Here is a 14,572-nt window from a genome sequence, read left to right on the forward strand (position 1 = left end):
CGTTACCCCCGGCTCTTGAACTGCTGAACGGCGTTCAGGCTGGTGTTCAGGTTCGGCACCGCGACCGTCAGCGATGCGCCGTCAACCTGCTTGAGCAGATCCTCGACGGTCTGCGTGTCCTTCGACGCCTGATCGAAATACTTCCCGAGCGACGCCTGCGCGGCGTGCAGGTCGGCCTTCATCGCGCTGTCGTTGCGCGCGAGCAGCGACAGCCGTGCGGTGAGCAGGCGCAGCTTCACGTTCTCGCGCACGAAGTAGCCCTGGTCGGGCGACGCGAGCATCGCGTCCGCGTTGTCGATCCGGCGCACCTGCACGAGGCCCTTCAACTGCTGACCGAGGCCGGCCGAGAAGTCGTGCCACCAGACCTTCCAGCGCGGCGCGCCGGCCACGGCCGTCGATGCGGCGTCGGCCGGCGCGGCCTTCGGCGCCGCATGCGGCACGATCGCCTCGCCGGACAGCGGCAGCGCGTCGATCTTGGCGATCGCGTCGTCGAGCTTGATCGCGAGGCCCGTGAGATCGGCCGCCGGCGCGGCCTTCAGCTTCTCGATGTCCAGCGCGAGCGCCTTGCGCACCGTGACGGCCTGCGCGCTCTGCGACGTCGCGAGACGCGCGTCGGCGTTCTGCAGCGCGATCAGCGCGAGCTGCGTGTTGCCCGTCAGCTGAAGCTGCTGGCTCGCGCTCGACAGCATCTGGTCGACTTCCTCGAGCATCCACGCATCGCGGTTGCGCGACAGGTCCTGATATTGCTGCTGCAATGCCTGCTGCGCGCTCTGCGCGTCGGCGAGCTTGCCGTCGAGCTGCGCGAGCTGCGTGTCCACCTGGTGCGTGCTCGCGAGCGCCTGCTCGGTCTTCATGCGCGTCTCGGCCGTCTGCGCGTCGAGCGCCTTCTGGCGCGCGACGAACGTGCCGTCGAGCCGGTCGATCTTGCGGTTCAGCGCATAGCCGCCGACGCCCGCCGCGCAGCCGACCACGACGACGACGAACCACAGCAGCGCACTGCCGCCGCGGCGCGCGCGCGGCTCGGGCGCAAGATAAGGAGGACTGGACGGCGGTGCGGATGCAGCGGCCGGCTGGGAAGCGACGCTTTTGGAATCGTTGGTATCTGTCATGCGTTTAGTCACCGGTGCGGCTGTCGCCGGTTGGACGGCCTCGTCGGCCATCGTTCGAAACGCGCGGACGATGCGCTCATCGCCCGCGCCGGTCAGCGTAATCCTATCAAAACCCAATGCGCGCGCGGTCTGCTCGATCCGCGGGTGCGGCGTCACGAGCGGCGCATGCTTCAGCGCGTCGATTTCGGCATCGTTCAGGTGCGCCCGCGCGAGTTCGTGCAGGTTGCGCACGCCTTCCGAGCTCGTGACGAGCCACGCATGCGGTGCGCCGTCGAGCAGCGCATGCACGCGCTCCCATGCGCCGACGCGCGGCTCGGGCACGACGCGCCGGTACGCGGCGACGAGCGTGACGTCCGCGCCGGCCTCGCGCAGCCGGTCTGCAAGCCATTCGCGCCCGCCGTCGCCGCGCACGATCAGCACGCGCTTGCCCGCCAGCGCCTGCGCGCCGCCGAACGCGGCCTCGATGCACGCGAACAGGCTTTCCGAATCGTAACGGGGCACGCCGCCGTCGGCCGGCGCGTGCGGCGCGATCACGCGATGCGCGGGCGCGGCGATGCCGTGCCGCTCCAGCGCCGCGACGCTGCCGGGCCCGACCACGCCGACCGGCAGCGCGTTCGGCCAGATCGCGCCGTACTGCGCGAGCGCGCGGTCGATCGCGTTCGGCGACACGAAAATCACGAGCGCGTAGTCGGCAAGCGCCGCGAACGCGGCGTCGAGCGGCGCCGGATCGTCGACCGGCGCGATGTCGATCAGCGGGAATTCGAGCACGTCGCAGCCGGCATCGGCCAGTTGCGACGCAAGCGCGTCCGACTGGCCGTCCGGGCGCGTCAGGACAGCGGTGAACGCGCGCGCGCCGCCCGCCATCAGGCGTCGCCCTTGCCGGCCTGCGAGCCGGCGAGCAGCGCCTTGACGATGTCGAGCGCGCCTTGCGCCTCGAGCTCGTCGGACACCGCGCGGCCGAGCGCGAGCGCATCGGCGACGGTCATGACGGCTCCGCACTCCTCGGCCGTCAGCACACGCTTGCCGTCGGTCGTCGACACGCGGCCCGTCAGATACAGTTCGCCCGCGCGCCACACCGCGTGCGCGGCAAGCGGCACCTCGCAGCTGCCGCCGAGCGCGCGCGACACCATCCGCTCGGCTTCGACCGCGAGCGCGGTCCGCGGATCGTGCAGCGGCGCGAGCCATGCGGCGACGTCGTCGCGGTGCGCGGCGATCTCGATGCCGAGCGCACCCTGCCCGGCCGCGGGCGGGCTGGTCTCGACGTCGAGCAGTGTGCGGATCCGCGCTTCGAGGCCGAGGCGCTTCAGGCCGGCGGCCGCGAGAATGATCGCCGCGTAGTCGCCGCGGTCGAGCTTCGCGAGGCGCGTATCGAGATTGCCGCGCAGCGGCAGCACGTCGAGGTGCGGATAGCGCGCGCGCAGCATCGCTTCGCGGCGCAGGCTCGACGTGCCGACGACCGCGCCGGCCGGCAGCGCGTCGAGCGACGCGTAGTCGTTCGACACGAACGCGTCGCGCGGGTCCTCGCGCTCCATGATCGCGGCAAGCGAGAAGCCGTCGGGCAGCGCCATCGGCACGTCCTTCAGCGAATGCACGGCGAGATCGGCGCGGCCGTCGGCCAGCGCGCTCTCCAGTTCCTTCACGAACAGGCCCTTGCCGCCGACCTTCGACAGCGTGCGATCGAGAATCTGGTCGCCGCGAGTCGTCATCCCGAGGATTTTCACGTCACAAGCTGGATATAATTTGCGCAGCGCATCACGTACATGTTCGGCTTGCCACATCGCCAGGCGGCTCTCGCGCGAAGCAATCGTCAACGTCGCGGGCGGCTGTGCCTGTTGCGGCCCGGCCGCAAGGGTCTCGGAATTCATTGCTGGAACATCGAAGGACGGGATTGAAGACCGAACAATGGTAGCACGCACGCCCCGGCCCGCCCGGGCCCGGAGCCTGCGCCCGGCCGGCCGCCGAGCGGGTCGCGGCGCCGATGCGCGGATGTGCCGCACGTAGCTGGTTGCTTGACCGCAGTTCCCGCAGTTTCGCAGTTCCTTTTGACTCGAGCTTTCCCAAGGAAACCCATCGTGAAGTCTTCCGGATCGGCGCGTACGGCGCGCCGCAATGCTGCCCTGTCCTCCTCCGACGCCCCGACGGACACCGTCGCCACCGCCGCGAACGGCCGTGCGAAAACGGCAACGAAACCGAAAGACCCGATACGTCAGACAAAACGCACGACGAAAGCCGCCGGCCCCGCTGCCCGCAAGGCCGGCGCGCCGAAGTCCGGCACGCGCACGCGCGAGGACAAGGACGGCCCGCTGTTCGAGGACATCCGCTTCCTCGGCCGCCTGCTCGGCGACGTCGTGCGCGAGCAGGAAGGCGACACCGTGTTCGACGTCGTCGAGACGATCCGCCAGACCGCGGTCAAGTTCCGCCGCGAGGACGACAGCGAAGCCGCGCAGACGCTCGAGAAGAAGCTGCGCAAGCTGACGCCGGAGCAGACGGTGAGCGTCGTGCGCGCGTTCAGCTATTTCTCGCATCTCGCGAACATCGCGGAAGACCGCCATCACAACCGCCGCCGCCGCATCCACGCGCTGGCCGGCTCCGCGCCGCAGCCCGGCACGGTCGCGTATGCGCTCGATCAGCTGAAGACGACCGGCAACGCGTCGAAGCGCCTGCTGCAGCGCTTCTTCGACGATGCGCTGATCGTGCCGGTGCTGACCGCGCACCCGACCGAGGTGCAGCGCAAGAGCATCCTCGACGCGCAGCACGACATCGCGCGCCTGCTCGCCGAGCGCGACCAGGAGCTGACCGCGCGCGAACGCCAGCACAACGAATCGATGCTGCGTGCGCGCGTGACCGCGCTGTGGCAGACGCGCATGCTGCGCGACGCGCGCCTGACGGTCGGCGACGAGATCGAGAACGCGCTGTCGTACTACCGCGCGACCTTCCTCGACGAGCTGCCCGCGCTGTACGGCGACATCGAGGCCGCGCTCGCCGAGCACGGCCTGTCCGCGCGCGTGCCCGCGTTCTTCCAGATGGGCAGCTGGATCGGCGGCGATCGCGACGGCAACCCGAACGTGACGGCGCCGACGCTCGACGAGGCGATCAACCGCCAGGCCGCGGTGATCCTCGAGCACTATCTGGAACAGGTGCACAAGCTCGGCGCCGAGCTGTCGGTGTCGAACCTGCTGGTCGGCGCGAGCGATGGCGTGAAGGCGCTCGCGGCCGCCTCGCCCGACCAGTCGCCGCACCGCGTCGACGAACCGTATCGCCGCGCGCTGATCGGCATCTACACGCGCCTTGCCGCGAGCGCACGCGTGCGCCTGGGCGAAGGCACGGTGCCCGTGCGCAGCGCGGGCCGCGGCGCGCCGCCCGTGCGCGCGATCCCGTATGAGGATTCCGAAGCGTTCGTCGCGGACCTGAAGGTGCTGACCGCGTCGCTCGACGAACACCACGGCACGTCGCTCGCCGCGCCGCGCCTCGCGCCGCTCGTGCGCGCGGCCGAAGTGTTCGGCTTCCATCTCGCGAGCATCGACCTGCGCCAGAGCTCCGACATCCATGAAGCGGTGGTCGCCGAGCTGTTCGCGCGCGCGGGCGTCGAGGCCGACTACGCGGCGCTCGCCGAGGAAGACAAACTCCGCGTGCTGCTCGCCGCGCTCGCCGATCCGCGCCCGCTGCGCTCGCCGTACTTCGAATACTCGGCGCTCGCGCAGAGCGAGCTCGGCGTGTTCGAGAAGGCGCGCGAGGTGCGCGCGCAATTCGGCGCGCGCGCGGTGCGCAACTACATCATTTCGCATACGGAAACCGTCAGCGACCTCGTCGAGGTGCTGCTGCTGCAGAAGGAGACGGGGCTGCTCGAAGGCGCGCTCGGCGTGCCCGGCGGCCATGCGAGGAACAGCCTGATGGTGATTCCGCTGTTCGAGACGATCCCCGACCTGCGCGACGCGTCGCGCATCATGCGCGAATACTTCGCACTGCCGGGCGTCGACGCGCTGATCGCGCACCAGGGCGCCGAGCAGGAAGTGATGCTCGGCTACTCGGACAGCAACAAGGACGGCGGCTTCCTCACGTCGAACTGGGAGCTGTATCGCGCGGAACTCGCGCTCGTCGACCTGTTCCGCGACCGCAAGATCACGCTGCGGCTGTTCCACGGCCGCGGCGGCACGGTCGGCCGCGGCGGCGGCCCGACCTACCAGGCGATCCTGTCGCAGCCGCCGGGCACCGTGAACGGCCAGATCCGCCTGACCGAACAGGGCGAGGTGATCGCGAGCAAGTTCGCGAACCCCGAGATCGGCCGGCGCAACCTCGAGACGGTCGTCGCCGCGACGCTCGAGGCGTCGCTGCTGCCGCAGTCGAACGCCCCTGCGCAACTGCCCGCGTTCGAGGCTGCGATGCAGACGCTGTCCGACTCGGCGATGGCCGCGTACCGCGCGCTCGTCTATGAAACGCCGGGCTTCACCGACTACTTCTTCTCGTCGACGCCGATCACCGAGATCGCCGAGCTGAACATCGGCAGCCGCCCGGCTTCGCGCAAGCTGCAGGATCCGAAGCAGCGCAAGATCGAGGATCTGCGCGCGATTCCGTGGGGCTTCTCGTGGGGCCAGTGCCGGCTGCTGCTGACGGGCTGGTACGGCTTCGGCAGCGCGGTGAGCGCGTATCTCGACGGCGCGCAGGATGAAGCCGAGCGCACGAAGCGCGTCGCGCTGCTGAAGAAGATGAACAAGACCTGGCCGTTCTTCTCGAACCTGATGTCGAACATGGACATGGTGCTGGCGAAGACCGACCTCGCGGTCGCGTCGCGCTACGCGCAGCTCGTCTCCGACCGCAAGCTGCGCAAGCACGTGTTCGAGCGGATCGTCGCGGAATGGGAACGCACGTCGAACGCGCTGGCGGAAATCACCGGGCAAGAAGGCCGCCTCGCGACCAACCCGCTGCTCGCGCGCTCGATCAAGAACCGCTTCCCGTATCTCGATCCGCTGAACCACCTGCAGGTCGAGCTGATCAAGCGCCACCGCGCGGGCGACACGAACGCGCGGCTGCGCCGCGGGATTCACCTGACGATCAACGGGATCGCGGCCGGCCTGCGCAACACGGGCTGATCCGCATGCGGCGCGGGCCCGTTCCGCGCCGGCCGATCGCAAAAGCCGCGCTACGCCACCGTACCCACGGTGCGTAGCGCGGCTTTTTTCATCGGAAGGCCGCACGGCACACCGGCGTGCCGCGCCGGCCGGCCCGGTCAATGCGCGTCGATCAGCAGCGCGTCGTGTTCGAACGAACCGTCGGGCCGCACCGCGTAATAGCCGCGCACCTCGTCGGGTGCGTGTGCCCACAGCGCGCGAATGCCGGCGACGCTGTCGGCCGGCGTGCGGATGCGCGCGACCCACGTGTCGAAATCGATCGGCAGCCGCCAGCGGCTATGCACGTGCGCGTCGAAACCGGCATCGCGGAACATCGCGAGCCATTCGTCCGCGCGGTAGTCGCGCACGTGCGACGCGTCGCGCAGCACTTCGGCGGCCTGCAGGTACGTGTCGAGCAGCGGATGGTCGTTGCCCGCAATGTCGATCATCAGCACGCGGCCGCCCGGTTTCAGCACGCGGCGCACCTCGGCGAGCGCCGCGCGCATGTCGTGCCAGTGGTGCGCGCTCATCCGGCTCACGACCCAGTCGAACGTCGCCGTGTCGAACGGCAGCCGTTCCGCCGGGCCCTGCTGCGTGCGGATGTTCGCGAGCCCGCGCTCGCGCGCGGCCGCATCGACGGTCGCGAGCATCGGTGCGGCGAGATCGTATGCGACCACGTCGCGCACGTGCGGCGCGACCGCGAAGCTCGCGTGGCCGGCACCGCAGCCGAGATCGAGCACGGCGGCATCGGGCGTCGCGCGCACCGCGTCGGCGAGCGTCTGCAGATCGGCGCCCGTCGCGTGGACCGTGCTGGTCAGATAGGCGGCGGCCGTCGTGCCGAATGCGTCGGCGACCTGGTCGTGGTGTTTCATCGTTCGCTCCTTTGTGCTGTCGACCGGAGTGGGCGCTTCGGCACTTGTGTCGGCTGGAGTAAGTGCTTCAGCACTTACTCCAGCCCCATGCTTCGCATCCGGCCCCTGCAACGCGTTTTGTGGGACGCCCGCTGCCTGCCAGCGCGCGAGCCGCTACAATAGGCTTGCGTTTGTACCAGTACAAGTTAAGCAGTTATTCTGGTATTCGATACACCTGTCTGATCGTTGCCGCATCCTCGCTTCCACTTCGCCGTTTCCGCATGAACCAGCCGTCCTCCGCCCCTGTCCCGCCGCTCGACGCCACGCCCGCCCGCGCGCTCGGCGAATTCATCCGCGCCCACCGCGAGCGGCTGTCGCCGCAGGCCGTCGGCCTGCCGCCCGGCCCGCGCCGCCGCACGCCGGGGCTGCGGCGCGAGGAAGTTGCGCAACTGTGCGGCGTCAGCCCGACCTGGTACACGTGGATCGAACAGGGTCGCCCGGTGTCGGCGTCGGCCGACGCGCTCGCACGAATCGCCGTCGCGCTGCAATTGTCGAAGGCCGAGCGCGCGTACCTGTTCGAACTGGCCGCGCAGCGCGATCCCGCCGAGCCCGACGTCGCGGGCGGCGACCTGCCGCCGACGCTCGCCGCGACCGTCGCGGCGATCGCGACACCCGCGTACGTGCTCGACCGGCAATGGAACGCGCTCGCGTGGAACGCGCCGGCCGCCTCGCTGTTTTCCGGCTGGCTCGACGGCGAGCACGACCGCAACCTGCTGCGCTTCACGTTCATGTCGCCGGCCGCGCGCACGCTGATCGTCGACTGGGAAACCCGCGCGCGGCGGCTCGCGGCCGAATTCCGCGCCGATTCGATCCGCCACCTGGCCGACGCGCCGACCCGCGCGCTGATCGACGCGCTGACTGCCGGCAGCGACGCGTTCGCGCAGTACTGGGCGTCGCAGGACGTGTTCGAGCGCGAAGGCGGCCTGCGCGAATTCGACCATCCGGCCGACGGCCGCCTCGTGTACCAGCAGATCACACTGAAGCCCGCGCACCGCGAGGACCTGAAGCTGGTCGTACTGGTGCGCGACTGAGCCGGCTCAAAAACTGATCGTCGCGGTGATCGTGTCGCTGTAGTTGCCCGGCGCGGGCGTCGCCTGCGCGGGCACGCGACCGTAGACGGTGAGCGCCTGCGCGAACCCGCTGCCGGTGCCGGTCGCCATCGAGGTGCCGCCGGTGCCGTCGCCCCATGGCGTCGTCAAGCCGCTGTCCTGGTAGAGCTGATAGCCTACCGAGCCGCCGCCGCCCGAGCGCTGCATCGTGCGGGCCGCGACGTTGCCGCTGCTGCCGCCGTTCAGCGCGATCTGGAACGCATCGCCGTTCGTGCATTGCGCGCTGATCGAGCCGCTCGCCGTCAGCGCCGACGCGAGCACGCCCGTTGCGGGAAACGCAACATTCGTCGCACTGATGAAGCAATTGTTCACGATGGTCGCGTTCGTCGAATACGCGAACGTGCCCGCCGACGCCTGCGACGTGCATGGCACCAGCTGGATGCCGAGCAGTGCGAAGTTGTAGCTGTACGACGCCTGGTTCCCGGCGAACGTCTGCGAGTAGAGCGTGCTGCTGTTGTTCACGCTCGGCACGGTCGGCTGGTTCGGCGCGATGCGGCCGTAAACGGTCAGGGTCGCGTTCGCGCTCGTGCCGATCCCCGGCTTCGCCAGCGTGACCGACATCGGCGTCGTGCCGCTGGCGACCGCGCCCCAGACCTGCGTATAGCCGTTGTCCTGATACAGGTCGTACTGCATCTGGTTGGCCCCGTTCGTCATCGCGCGCGGGCTCGTGGTGCCGAGATTCAGGCAGACCAGCACGGTCGTGTTGAGACTCAACGTATCCCACGTGCACGTCACGCCCACCGTGCTGGTCGTCGTGTACGCCGCCTGCGTGATCGGGCTGACCGAACCGAAGCTCGTCGTCTGCGCGCTCACCGTGCAGCTGTCCGCCTGCGCGGACAGCCACGGCCCGCACAGCAGCGCGGCCAGCAGCCAGCACGCCACCCGACGCAGATACCGGTACGCCCGCGCGACCCGCCGCTCCGCCATGGTTTCCCCCAATAGAAAAGCATTCGTTCCGGTCGCTGCCCGGCTGCCGCCCCAACCGTTGATCCAGATCAAACCGGCCGCCCGCACAATATTCAGACAATGCAAACTAGTCCGTATTTCTACCATTGCATGCAACCAAATGCGTAGAGTAATCTAGTCAGACGAATGTGCGGTTCGGTCGACACGGCGAATCACGCGGTTCGGGCACTGCAGGCCGGGGCGATACGCCCGGAACGGCTGGAGACCATCACAATGAACGCCATCACGCGTCACGCGCTGTCCACCGCCATCGCGGCGACCATCGCACTCACCCCGGCCTGGCGCCCTGCCGCCGCCGCCGTCTATTCCAACGGCACCGCCACCGCGCAATTCAACGTCACGCTGACCATCCAGGCGAACTGCTCGGTCAACGTGAACCCGCTCGCATTCGGCACCTCGGGCGTACTGACGTCCGCGATCAACCAGCAGACCACGCTCTCCATCACCTGCAGCAACACGACGCCGTACAACGTCGGGCTCGACGCGGGCGGCGTCTCCGGCTCGACGGTCAGCGCGCGGCTGATGGCCGGCACAACCAGCGGCAACACGGGCACGACGGTCGGTTTCCAGCTGTTCCAGGACAGCGGCCACACGACGATCTGGGGGAACACGCAGGGCACCGACACCGTCGGCGGCACCGGCAACGGCTCCGCCCAGACGCTCAACGTATACGGCCAGGTGCAGACGCAAGCCACCCCGAAACCGGACACCTACCAGGCCACCGTCACCGCGACCGTCTACTTCTGACCCGCCGTGGCGATCGGCCCCTGTTTTGTCGCCGCACTGTGCGCCGCGTCGGCTGCAACCGCGCCGGCCGCGACGCTGCAGATTTCGCCGGTAACGCTCGAGCTGTCGCCGTCGGTCACGGCGGCCGGCGTCACGCTCAGCAATTCGGGCGTGCAGCCGATCTACGGCCAGGTGCGCACGTTCCGCTGGACGCAGGAGAACGGCGAGGACGTGCTGACACCGACCGATTCGCTCGCCGCGTCGCCGCCGTTGCTGCAGATCAGCGCGAACGCCGAGCAGCTGATCCGCCTCGTGCGCACCACGCGCGCGAGCCCGGTCATGGAGGAAAGCTATCGCGTGCTGATCGACGAGCTGCCCGCGCCCGGCACACCGGCGCAGAACGGCATCACGATCCGCGTGCGCTACTCGGTGCCGGTGTTCGTCGAACCCGCCGCACCGCCCACCCCGCCGCAGCTTGACTGGCGCATCGAGGCCGATTCGCAGGGCCTGCGGCTGTCGGTCGCGAATCTCGGCGGCCGGCGCGCGCAGCTGTCCGCGGTGCAGCTCGTCGATGCGCACGGCAACGCGCATGAAGTCGCGCGCGGGCTGCTCGGCTACGCACTGGCCGGCAGCGTGCGGCACTGGCCGCTCAAGCTCGACGCGCGCCCGTCGCCGTTCGTGAAAGTCCGCGCGACGGTAAACACGCAACCCGTCGAGGCCCGGCTGACGCCGCGCTGAATCCGGCGCTGGCGCCCTCCCGCCCCGTTGCGCGTGCCGACGACGCGACATGCCCATCGAACGACGCCTGCCAGGCGCTACGCGTGGCTCGCCGCCCTCACGCTGGCGCTGCGCGCGGGCACCGCAGGCGCACAGCCGGCCCCCGAGCTGCCCCCTTCCGCGGCCCCGGAGCCCGGCGTGCTGTACCTCGACGTGTCGATCAACGGCGAGCCGACCCGCCGGATCGCGCGCTTCCGGCAGGCCGACGGCCACCTGTTCGCGGCGTCGGCCGACCTGAACGACCTCGGCATCGCCAGCGGCGACCGTGCGCAGCCGCTGTCGAACACGCCGGTCGCGCTCGACGCGCTCGCGGGCCTGCGCTACGACTACGATCCGGGCCGCCAGACGATCGACCTGCACGTGCCCGACGCGCTGCGCATTCCGCACACGTTCGACGCGCGCGGGCTCGCCGCCACGCCGCCGGCGACGTCCGGCCGGGGTATCGTGCTGAACTACGACGCATACGCGCAGACCGCCGCGCATGCGCCGCTCGCGGTGTGGACCGAGGCGCGCTACTTCGATCCGGCCGGCGTGTTCAGCAACACCGGCATCGGCTACTTCCGTCGCGACGGGCAGCGCTACATGCGCTACGACACGTCGTGGACGGTGTCCGACCCGCGCACGCTCACGACGACCCAATTCGGCGACACCATCTCGTCGTCGCTGTCGTGGACCCGCTCGCTGCGCATCGGCGGCGTGCAGTGGCGCAGCAACTTCGGCTTGCGCCCCGATCTCGTGACCTTCCCGGTGCCGGCGCTGTCGGGCAGCGCGGTCGTGCCGTCGGCGGTCGACCTGTACGTGAACAACGTGCGCCAGTTCAGCGGCAACGTGCCGGGCGGCCCGTTCGTGATCAACAGCGTGCCGGGCATCACCGGCGCCGGCAACGCAACGGTGATCACGCGCGACGCGCTCGGCCGCACGATCGCCACGTCGATCCCGCTCTACGTCGACACGCGCCTGCTCGCGCCCGGCCTCGCCAGCTATTCGGTGGAGGCGGGCTTCCTGCGCCGCGCATACGGCCAGGACGCGTTCGACTATGCGCGCACGCCGGCCGCGAGCGGATCGGTGCGCTACGGCGTCACCGAGCGGCTGACCGCCGAGGCACACGCCGAGGCGACGAGCGGCGTCTACAACGTCGGCGCGGGCGTGCTCGCGCGCATCGGCGGCGGGGCGTCGCGAACGCGTCGCTGGCCGTCGGCGCCGGGCGCTTCTCCGGCGCGCAGGCCGGCCTCGGCTACCAGTACGTGACGCCGCGCTTCTCGGTCGACGCGCAGACGCTGCGCGCGTTCGGCGGCTACGGCGACCTCGGCGCGCGCGAAGGCACGCCGGTCGCGACCGTCAGCGACCGCGTGACGGTGTCGTTCCCGTTCCTCCGTGCGCAGACGCTGTCGTTCAGCTATCTCGGCCTCAAATACCCGGGCGCGCCTGCATCGCGGATCGGCTCGGCGGCGTGGTCGGTCAACGTCGGGATGCTCGCGTCGATGACCGTCAGCGCATTCCAGGATTTCCGGCAGCACAACGCGCGCGGCTTCTTCGTCAGCCTGAGCGTCGGCCTCGGCGACAACACGTCGGTCGCGGCGAGCGTCGGCCGGCAGAACGGCGAGTCGACCCGCGCGGTCAGCGCGTCGCGCGCGCCCGACTACGACGGCGGCTTCGGCTGGAACGTGCAGGCCGGCGAGAACGGCCCGCTGCGCTACGGCCAGGGGCAGCTGCAATACCTGGGCCGCGCGGGCCAGGTCACGCTGCTCGGACAGTCGTTCGGCGGGCAGCACGACGCGTCGGTCGACGTGACCGGCGCGCTCGTGCTGATGAGCGGCCAGTTGCTGGCAGCGCGCCGCATCGACGACGGCTTCGCGCTCGTGTCGACCGATGCCGGGCGCGTGCCGGTGCTGCACCAGAACCGGCCGATCGGCGAGACCGACCGCACGGGCTACCTGCTGGTGCCCGACCTGAGCGCGTACCAGCACAATCGCGTCGCGATCGACGGCACGACGCTGCCGGCCGACGCGCGCCTCGCGGACACGACGCTCGACGTCGTGCCGCAGGCCCGCTCGGGCGTGCTCGCGCGCTTCCCGGTCACGCGCTACCGCGCGGCGTCGATCGCGCTGCGCACGCCGGACGGCGCGCCGCTGCCGCCCGGCCTCGACGTCGTGCACGTCGAAAGCGGCCAGCGCACGATCGTCGGCTACGACGGCCTCACGTTCGTCGACGGCCTCGTCGCGAACAACCGCCTGGAAATCTCCGGCGGCGGCCACGACTGCGTCGTCGTGTTCTCGTACCGGCGGCCGGACGACGGCACGCTGCCGCGGATCGGCCCGCTGACCTGCACGCCCCGCTAGCCCGCGCCGGCCGCCAGGCCCGCGAATGTTAGAATTGCGGGATTCCCTCGGCGGCGCACGCCGCCCAACTCCCCTTCGAAGAATCGCCATGACGTCCCAACTGCACAAAAAGGGCGAGGCCTGGTCGGCCCGCTTCTCGGAACCGATGTCGGAGCTGGTCAAGCGCTACACGTCGTCGGTGTTTTTCGACAAGCGCCTCGCGCTCGTCGACATCGCCGGCTCGCTCGCGCACGCGAACATGCTCGCCGCGCAGAAGATCATCAGCGCCGACGACCTGGCCGCGATCGAACGCGGGATGGCGCAGATCAAGGGCGAGATCGAGCGCGGCGAATTCGAATGGCAGCTCGACCTCGAGGACGTCCACCTGAACATCGAGGCGCGCCTGACCGCGCTGATCGGCGACGCCGGCAAGCGCCTGCACACGGGCCGCTCGCGCAACGACCAGGTCGCGACCGACATCCGCCTGTGGCTGCGCGGCGAGATCGACCGCATCGGCGGCCTGCTGAACGACCTGCGCGGCGCGCTGCTCGACCTCGCGGAACAGAACGCCGCCACGATCATGCCGGGCTTCACGCACCTGCAGGTCGCGCAACCCGTCACGTTCGGCCACCACCTGCTCGCGTACGTCGAGATGTTCTCGCGCGACGCGGAGCGCATGCGCGACTGCCGCACGCGCGTGAACCGCCTGCCGCTCGGCGCGGCCGCACTCGCGGGCACGAGCTACCCGATCGATCGCCACGCGGTCGCGAAGACGCTCGGCTTCGACGGCATCTGCGCGAACTCGCTCGACGCGGTGTCGGATCGCGACTTCGCGATCGAATTCACGGCCGCCTCCGCGCTCGTGATGACGCACGTGTCGCGCTTCTCCGAAGAACTCGTGCTGTGGATGAGCCCGCGCGTCGGCTTCATCGACATCGCCGACCGCTTCTGCACCGGCAGCTCGATCATGCCGCAGAAGAAGAACCCGGACGTGCCCGAGCTCGCGCGCGGCAAGACGGGCCGCGTGAACGGCCACCTGATGGCGCTGCTGACGTTGATGAAGGGCCAGCCGCTCGCGTACAACAAGGACAACCAGGAAGACAAGGAACCGCTGTTCGACACGGTCGACACCGTCGCCGACACGCTGCGGATCTTCGCCGAAATGGTCGCGGGCATCACCGTGAAGCCGGACGCGATGCGCGCTGCCGCGCTGCAGGGCTTCTCGACCGCCACCGACCTCGCCGACTACCTCGTGAAGCGCGGCCTGCCGTTCCGCGACGCGCACGAAGCCGTCGCGCACGCGGTGCGGATCTGCGACGACCGCGGCATCGATCTCGCCGACCTGACGCTCGACGAGATGAAGCAGGAACTGCCGAACGTCGCGCACCTGATCGGCGACGACGTGTTCGGCTACCTGACGCTCGAGGGTTCGGTCGCCAGCCGCAACCATCCGGGCGGCACCGCACCCGACCAGGTGCGTGCGGCGGTCAAGGCTGCCCGCGCCGCGCTCGGCCGGTAAGCCCGCTGTTCCGGACGGACGCCTTCGGCGTC

9 protein-coding genes and 1 pseudogene are annotated in these 14,572 nt (G+C 70.1%); 6 read left to right on the forward strand and 4 right to left on the reverse strand.

The genetic code is table 11. The annotated features are described in order from the left end of the window. Positions 1 to 2 precede the first annotated feature (2 nt). Both hemDX and hemC read right to left on the reverse strand, forming a co-directional pair. A complete protein-coding gene (gene hemDX / locus MRS60_RS12935; protein ID WP_034178740.1) occupies positions 3 to 1,973 on the reverse strand; it encodes a fused uroporphyrinogen-III synthase HemD/membrane protein HemX in 1,971 nt (656 codons plus the stop codon). Beyond that, complete coding sequence (hemC, locus tag MRS60_RS12940) at positions 1,973 to 2,974, reverse strand: hydroxymethylbilane synthase (protein WP_034178741.1); 1,002 nt, start codon at positions 2,972 to 2,974, stop codon at positions 1,973 to 1,975. Before hemC ends, hemDX begins: the two co-directional genes overlap by 1 nt. Positions 2,975 to 3,181: 207 nt before the next feature. Between hemC and ppc the strand changes: the two genes are divergently transcribed. Beyond that, entirely contained in the window at positions 3,182 to 6,196 is a 3,015-nt protein-coding gene (gene ppc / locus MRS60_RS12945) for a phosphoenolpyruvate carboxylase (RefSeq protein WP_034178742.1), read from the forward strand. A gap of 137 nt (positions 6,197 to 6,333) precedes the next feature. On the opposite strand, the gene MRS60_RS12950 is transcribed toward ppc, so the two are convergent. Then, a complete protein-coding gene (locus MRS60_RS12950; RefSeq protein WP_105392938.1) occupies positions 6,334 to 7,086 on the reverse strand; it encodes a class I SAM-dependent methyltransferase in 753 nt (250 codons plus the stop codon). Positions 7,087 to 7,346: 260 nt separating this feature from the next. Here MRS60_RS12950 and MRS60_RS12955 point away from each other — a divergent pair, with 260 nt between their 5' ends. After that, a complete protein-coding gene (locus MRS60_RS12955) occupies positions 7,347 to 8,156 on the forward strand; it encodes a helix-turn-helix transcriptional regulator (RefSeq protein ID WP_105392939.1) in 810 nt (269 codons plus the stop codon). A gap of 6 nt (positions 8,157 to 8,162) precedes the next feature. On the opposite strand, the gene MRS60_RS12960 is transcribed toward MRS60_RS12955, so the two are convergent. Continuing rightward, positions 8,163 to 9,161 (reverse strand): Csu type fimbrial protein, encoded by a 999-nt coding sequence (locus MRS60_RS12960; RefSeq protein ID WP_243564800.1) that lies wholly within the window; start codon positions 9,159 to 9,161, stop codon positions 8,163 to 8,165. 252 nt (positions 9,162 to 9,413) lie between these two features. On the opposite strand from MRS60_RS12960, the gene MRS60_RS12965 reads away from it, so the two are divergent. The 4 genes and pseudogenes from MRS60_RS12965 to argH all read left to right on the forward strand — a co-directional run bounded on the left by MRS60_RS12965 (position 9,414) and on the right by argH (position 14,540). Beyond that, positions 9,414 to 9,947 carry a Csu type fimbrial protein gene (locus MRS60_RS12965; protein ID WP_243564801.1) on the forward strand — a complete coding sequence of 178 codons (534 nt, stop codon included), beginning with the start codon at positions 9,414 to 9,416 and terminating at the stop codon, positions 9,945 to 9,947. Positions 9,948 to 9,953: 6 nt separating this feature from the next. After that, positions 9,954 to 10,664, forward strand: coding sequence for a fimbrial biogenesis chaperone (locus MRS60_RS12970; RefSeq protein WP_105392942.1), 711 nt, complete (start codon positions 9,954 to 9,956; stop codon positions 10,662 to 10,664). Between the two features lie 102 nt (positions 10,665 to 10,766). Then, positions 10,767 to 13,042, forward strand: a pseudogene (locus MRS60_RS12975) (fimbria/pilus outer membrane usher protein). An 88-nt stretch (positions 13,043 to 13,130) separates the two neighbouring features. Further along, positions 13,131 to 14,540 (forward strand): argininosuccinate lyase, encoded by a 1,410-nt coding sequence (gene argH, locus MRS60_RS12980; protein ID WP_034178748.1) that lies wholly within the window; start codon positions 13,131 to 13,133, stop codon positions 14,538 to 14,540. Positions 14,541 to 14,572 lie beyond the last annotated feature (32 nt).

This window comes from Burkholderia pyrrocinia (assembly GCF_022809715.1).
GTDB lineage: Bacteria > Pseudomonadota > Gammaproteobacteria > Burkholderiales > Burkholderiaceae > Burkholderia > Burkholderia pyrrocinia_C.

What these genes read in the sequence shown, in the direction of transcription:
- hemDX (WP_034178740.1), bottom strand. Translation starts at nt 1,973, where the DNA reads ATGGCGGGCGGCGCGCGCGCGTTCACCGCTGTCCTGACGCGCCCGGAC.
- hemC (WP_034178741.1), bottom strand. Translation starts at nt 2,974, where the DNA reads ATGAATTCCGAGACCCTTGCGGCCGGGCCGCAACAGGCACAGCCGCCC.
- MRS60_RS12950 (WP_105392938.1), bottom strand. Translation starts at nt 7,086, where the DNA reads ATGAAACACCACGACCAGGTCGCCGACGCATTCGGCACGACGGCCGCC.
- MRS60_RS12955 (WP_105392939.1), top strand. Translation starts at nt 7,347, where the DNA reads ATGAACCAGCCGTCCTCCGCCCCTGTCCCGCCGCTCGACGCCACGCCC.
- MRS60_RS12960 (WP_243564800.1), bottom strand. Translation starts at nt 9,161, where the DNA reads ATGGCGGAGCGGCGGGTCGCGCGGGCGTACCGGTATCTGCGTCGGGTG.
- MRS60_RS12965 (WP_243564801.1), top strand. Translation starts at nt 9,414, where the DNA reads ATGAACGCCATCACGCGTCACGCGCTGTCCACCGCCATCGCGGCGACC.
- argH (WP_034178748.1), top strand. Translation starts at nt 13,131, where the DNA reads ATGACGTCCCAACTGCACAAAAAGGGCGAGGCCTGGTCGGCCCGCTTC.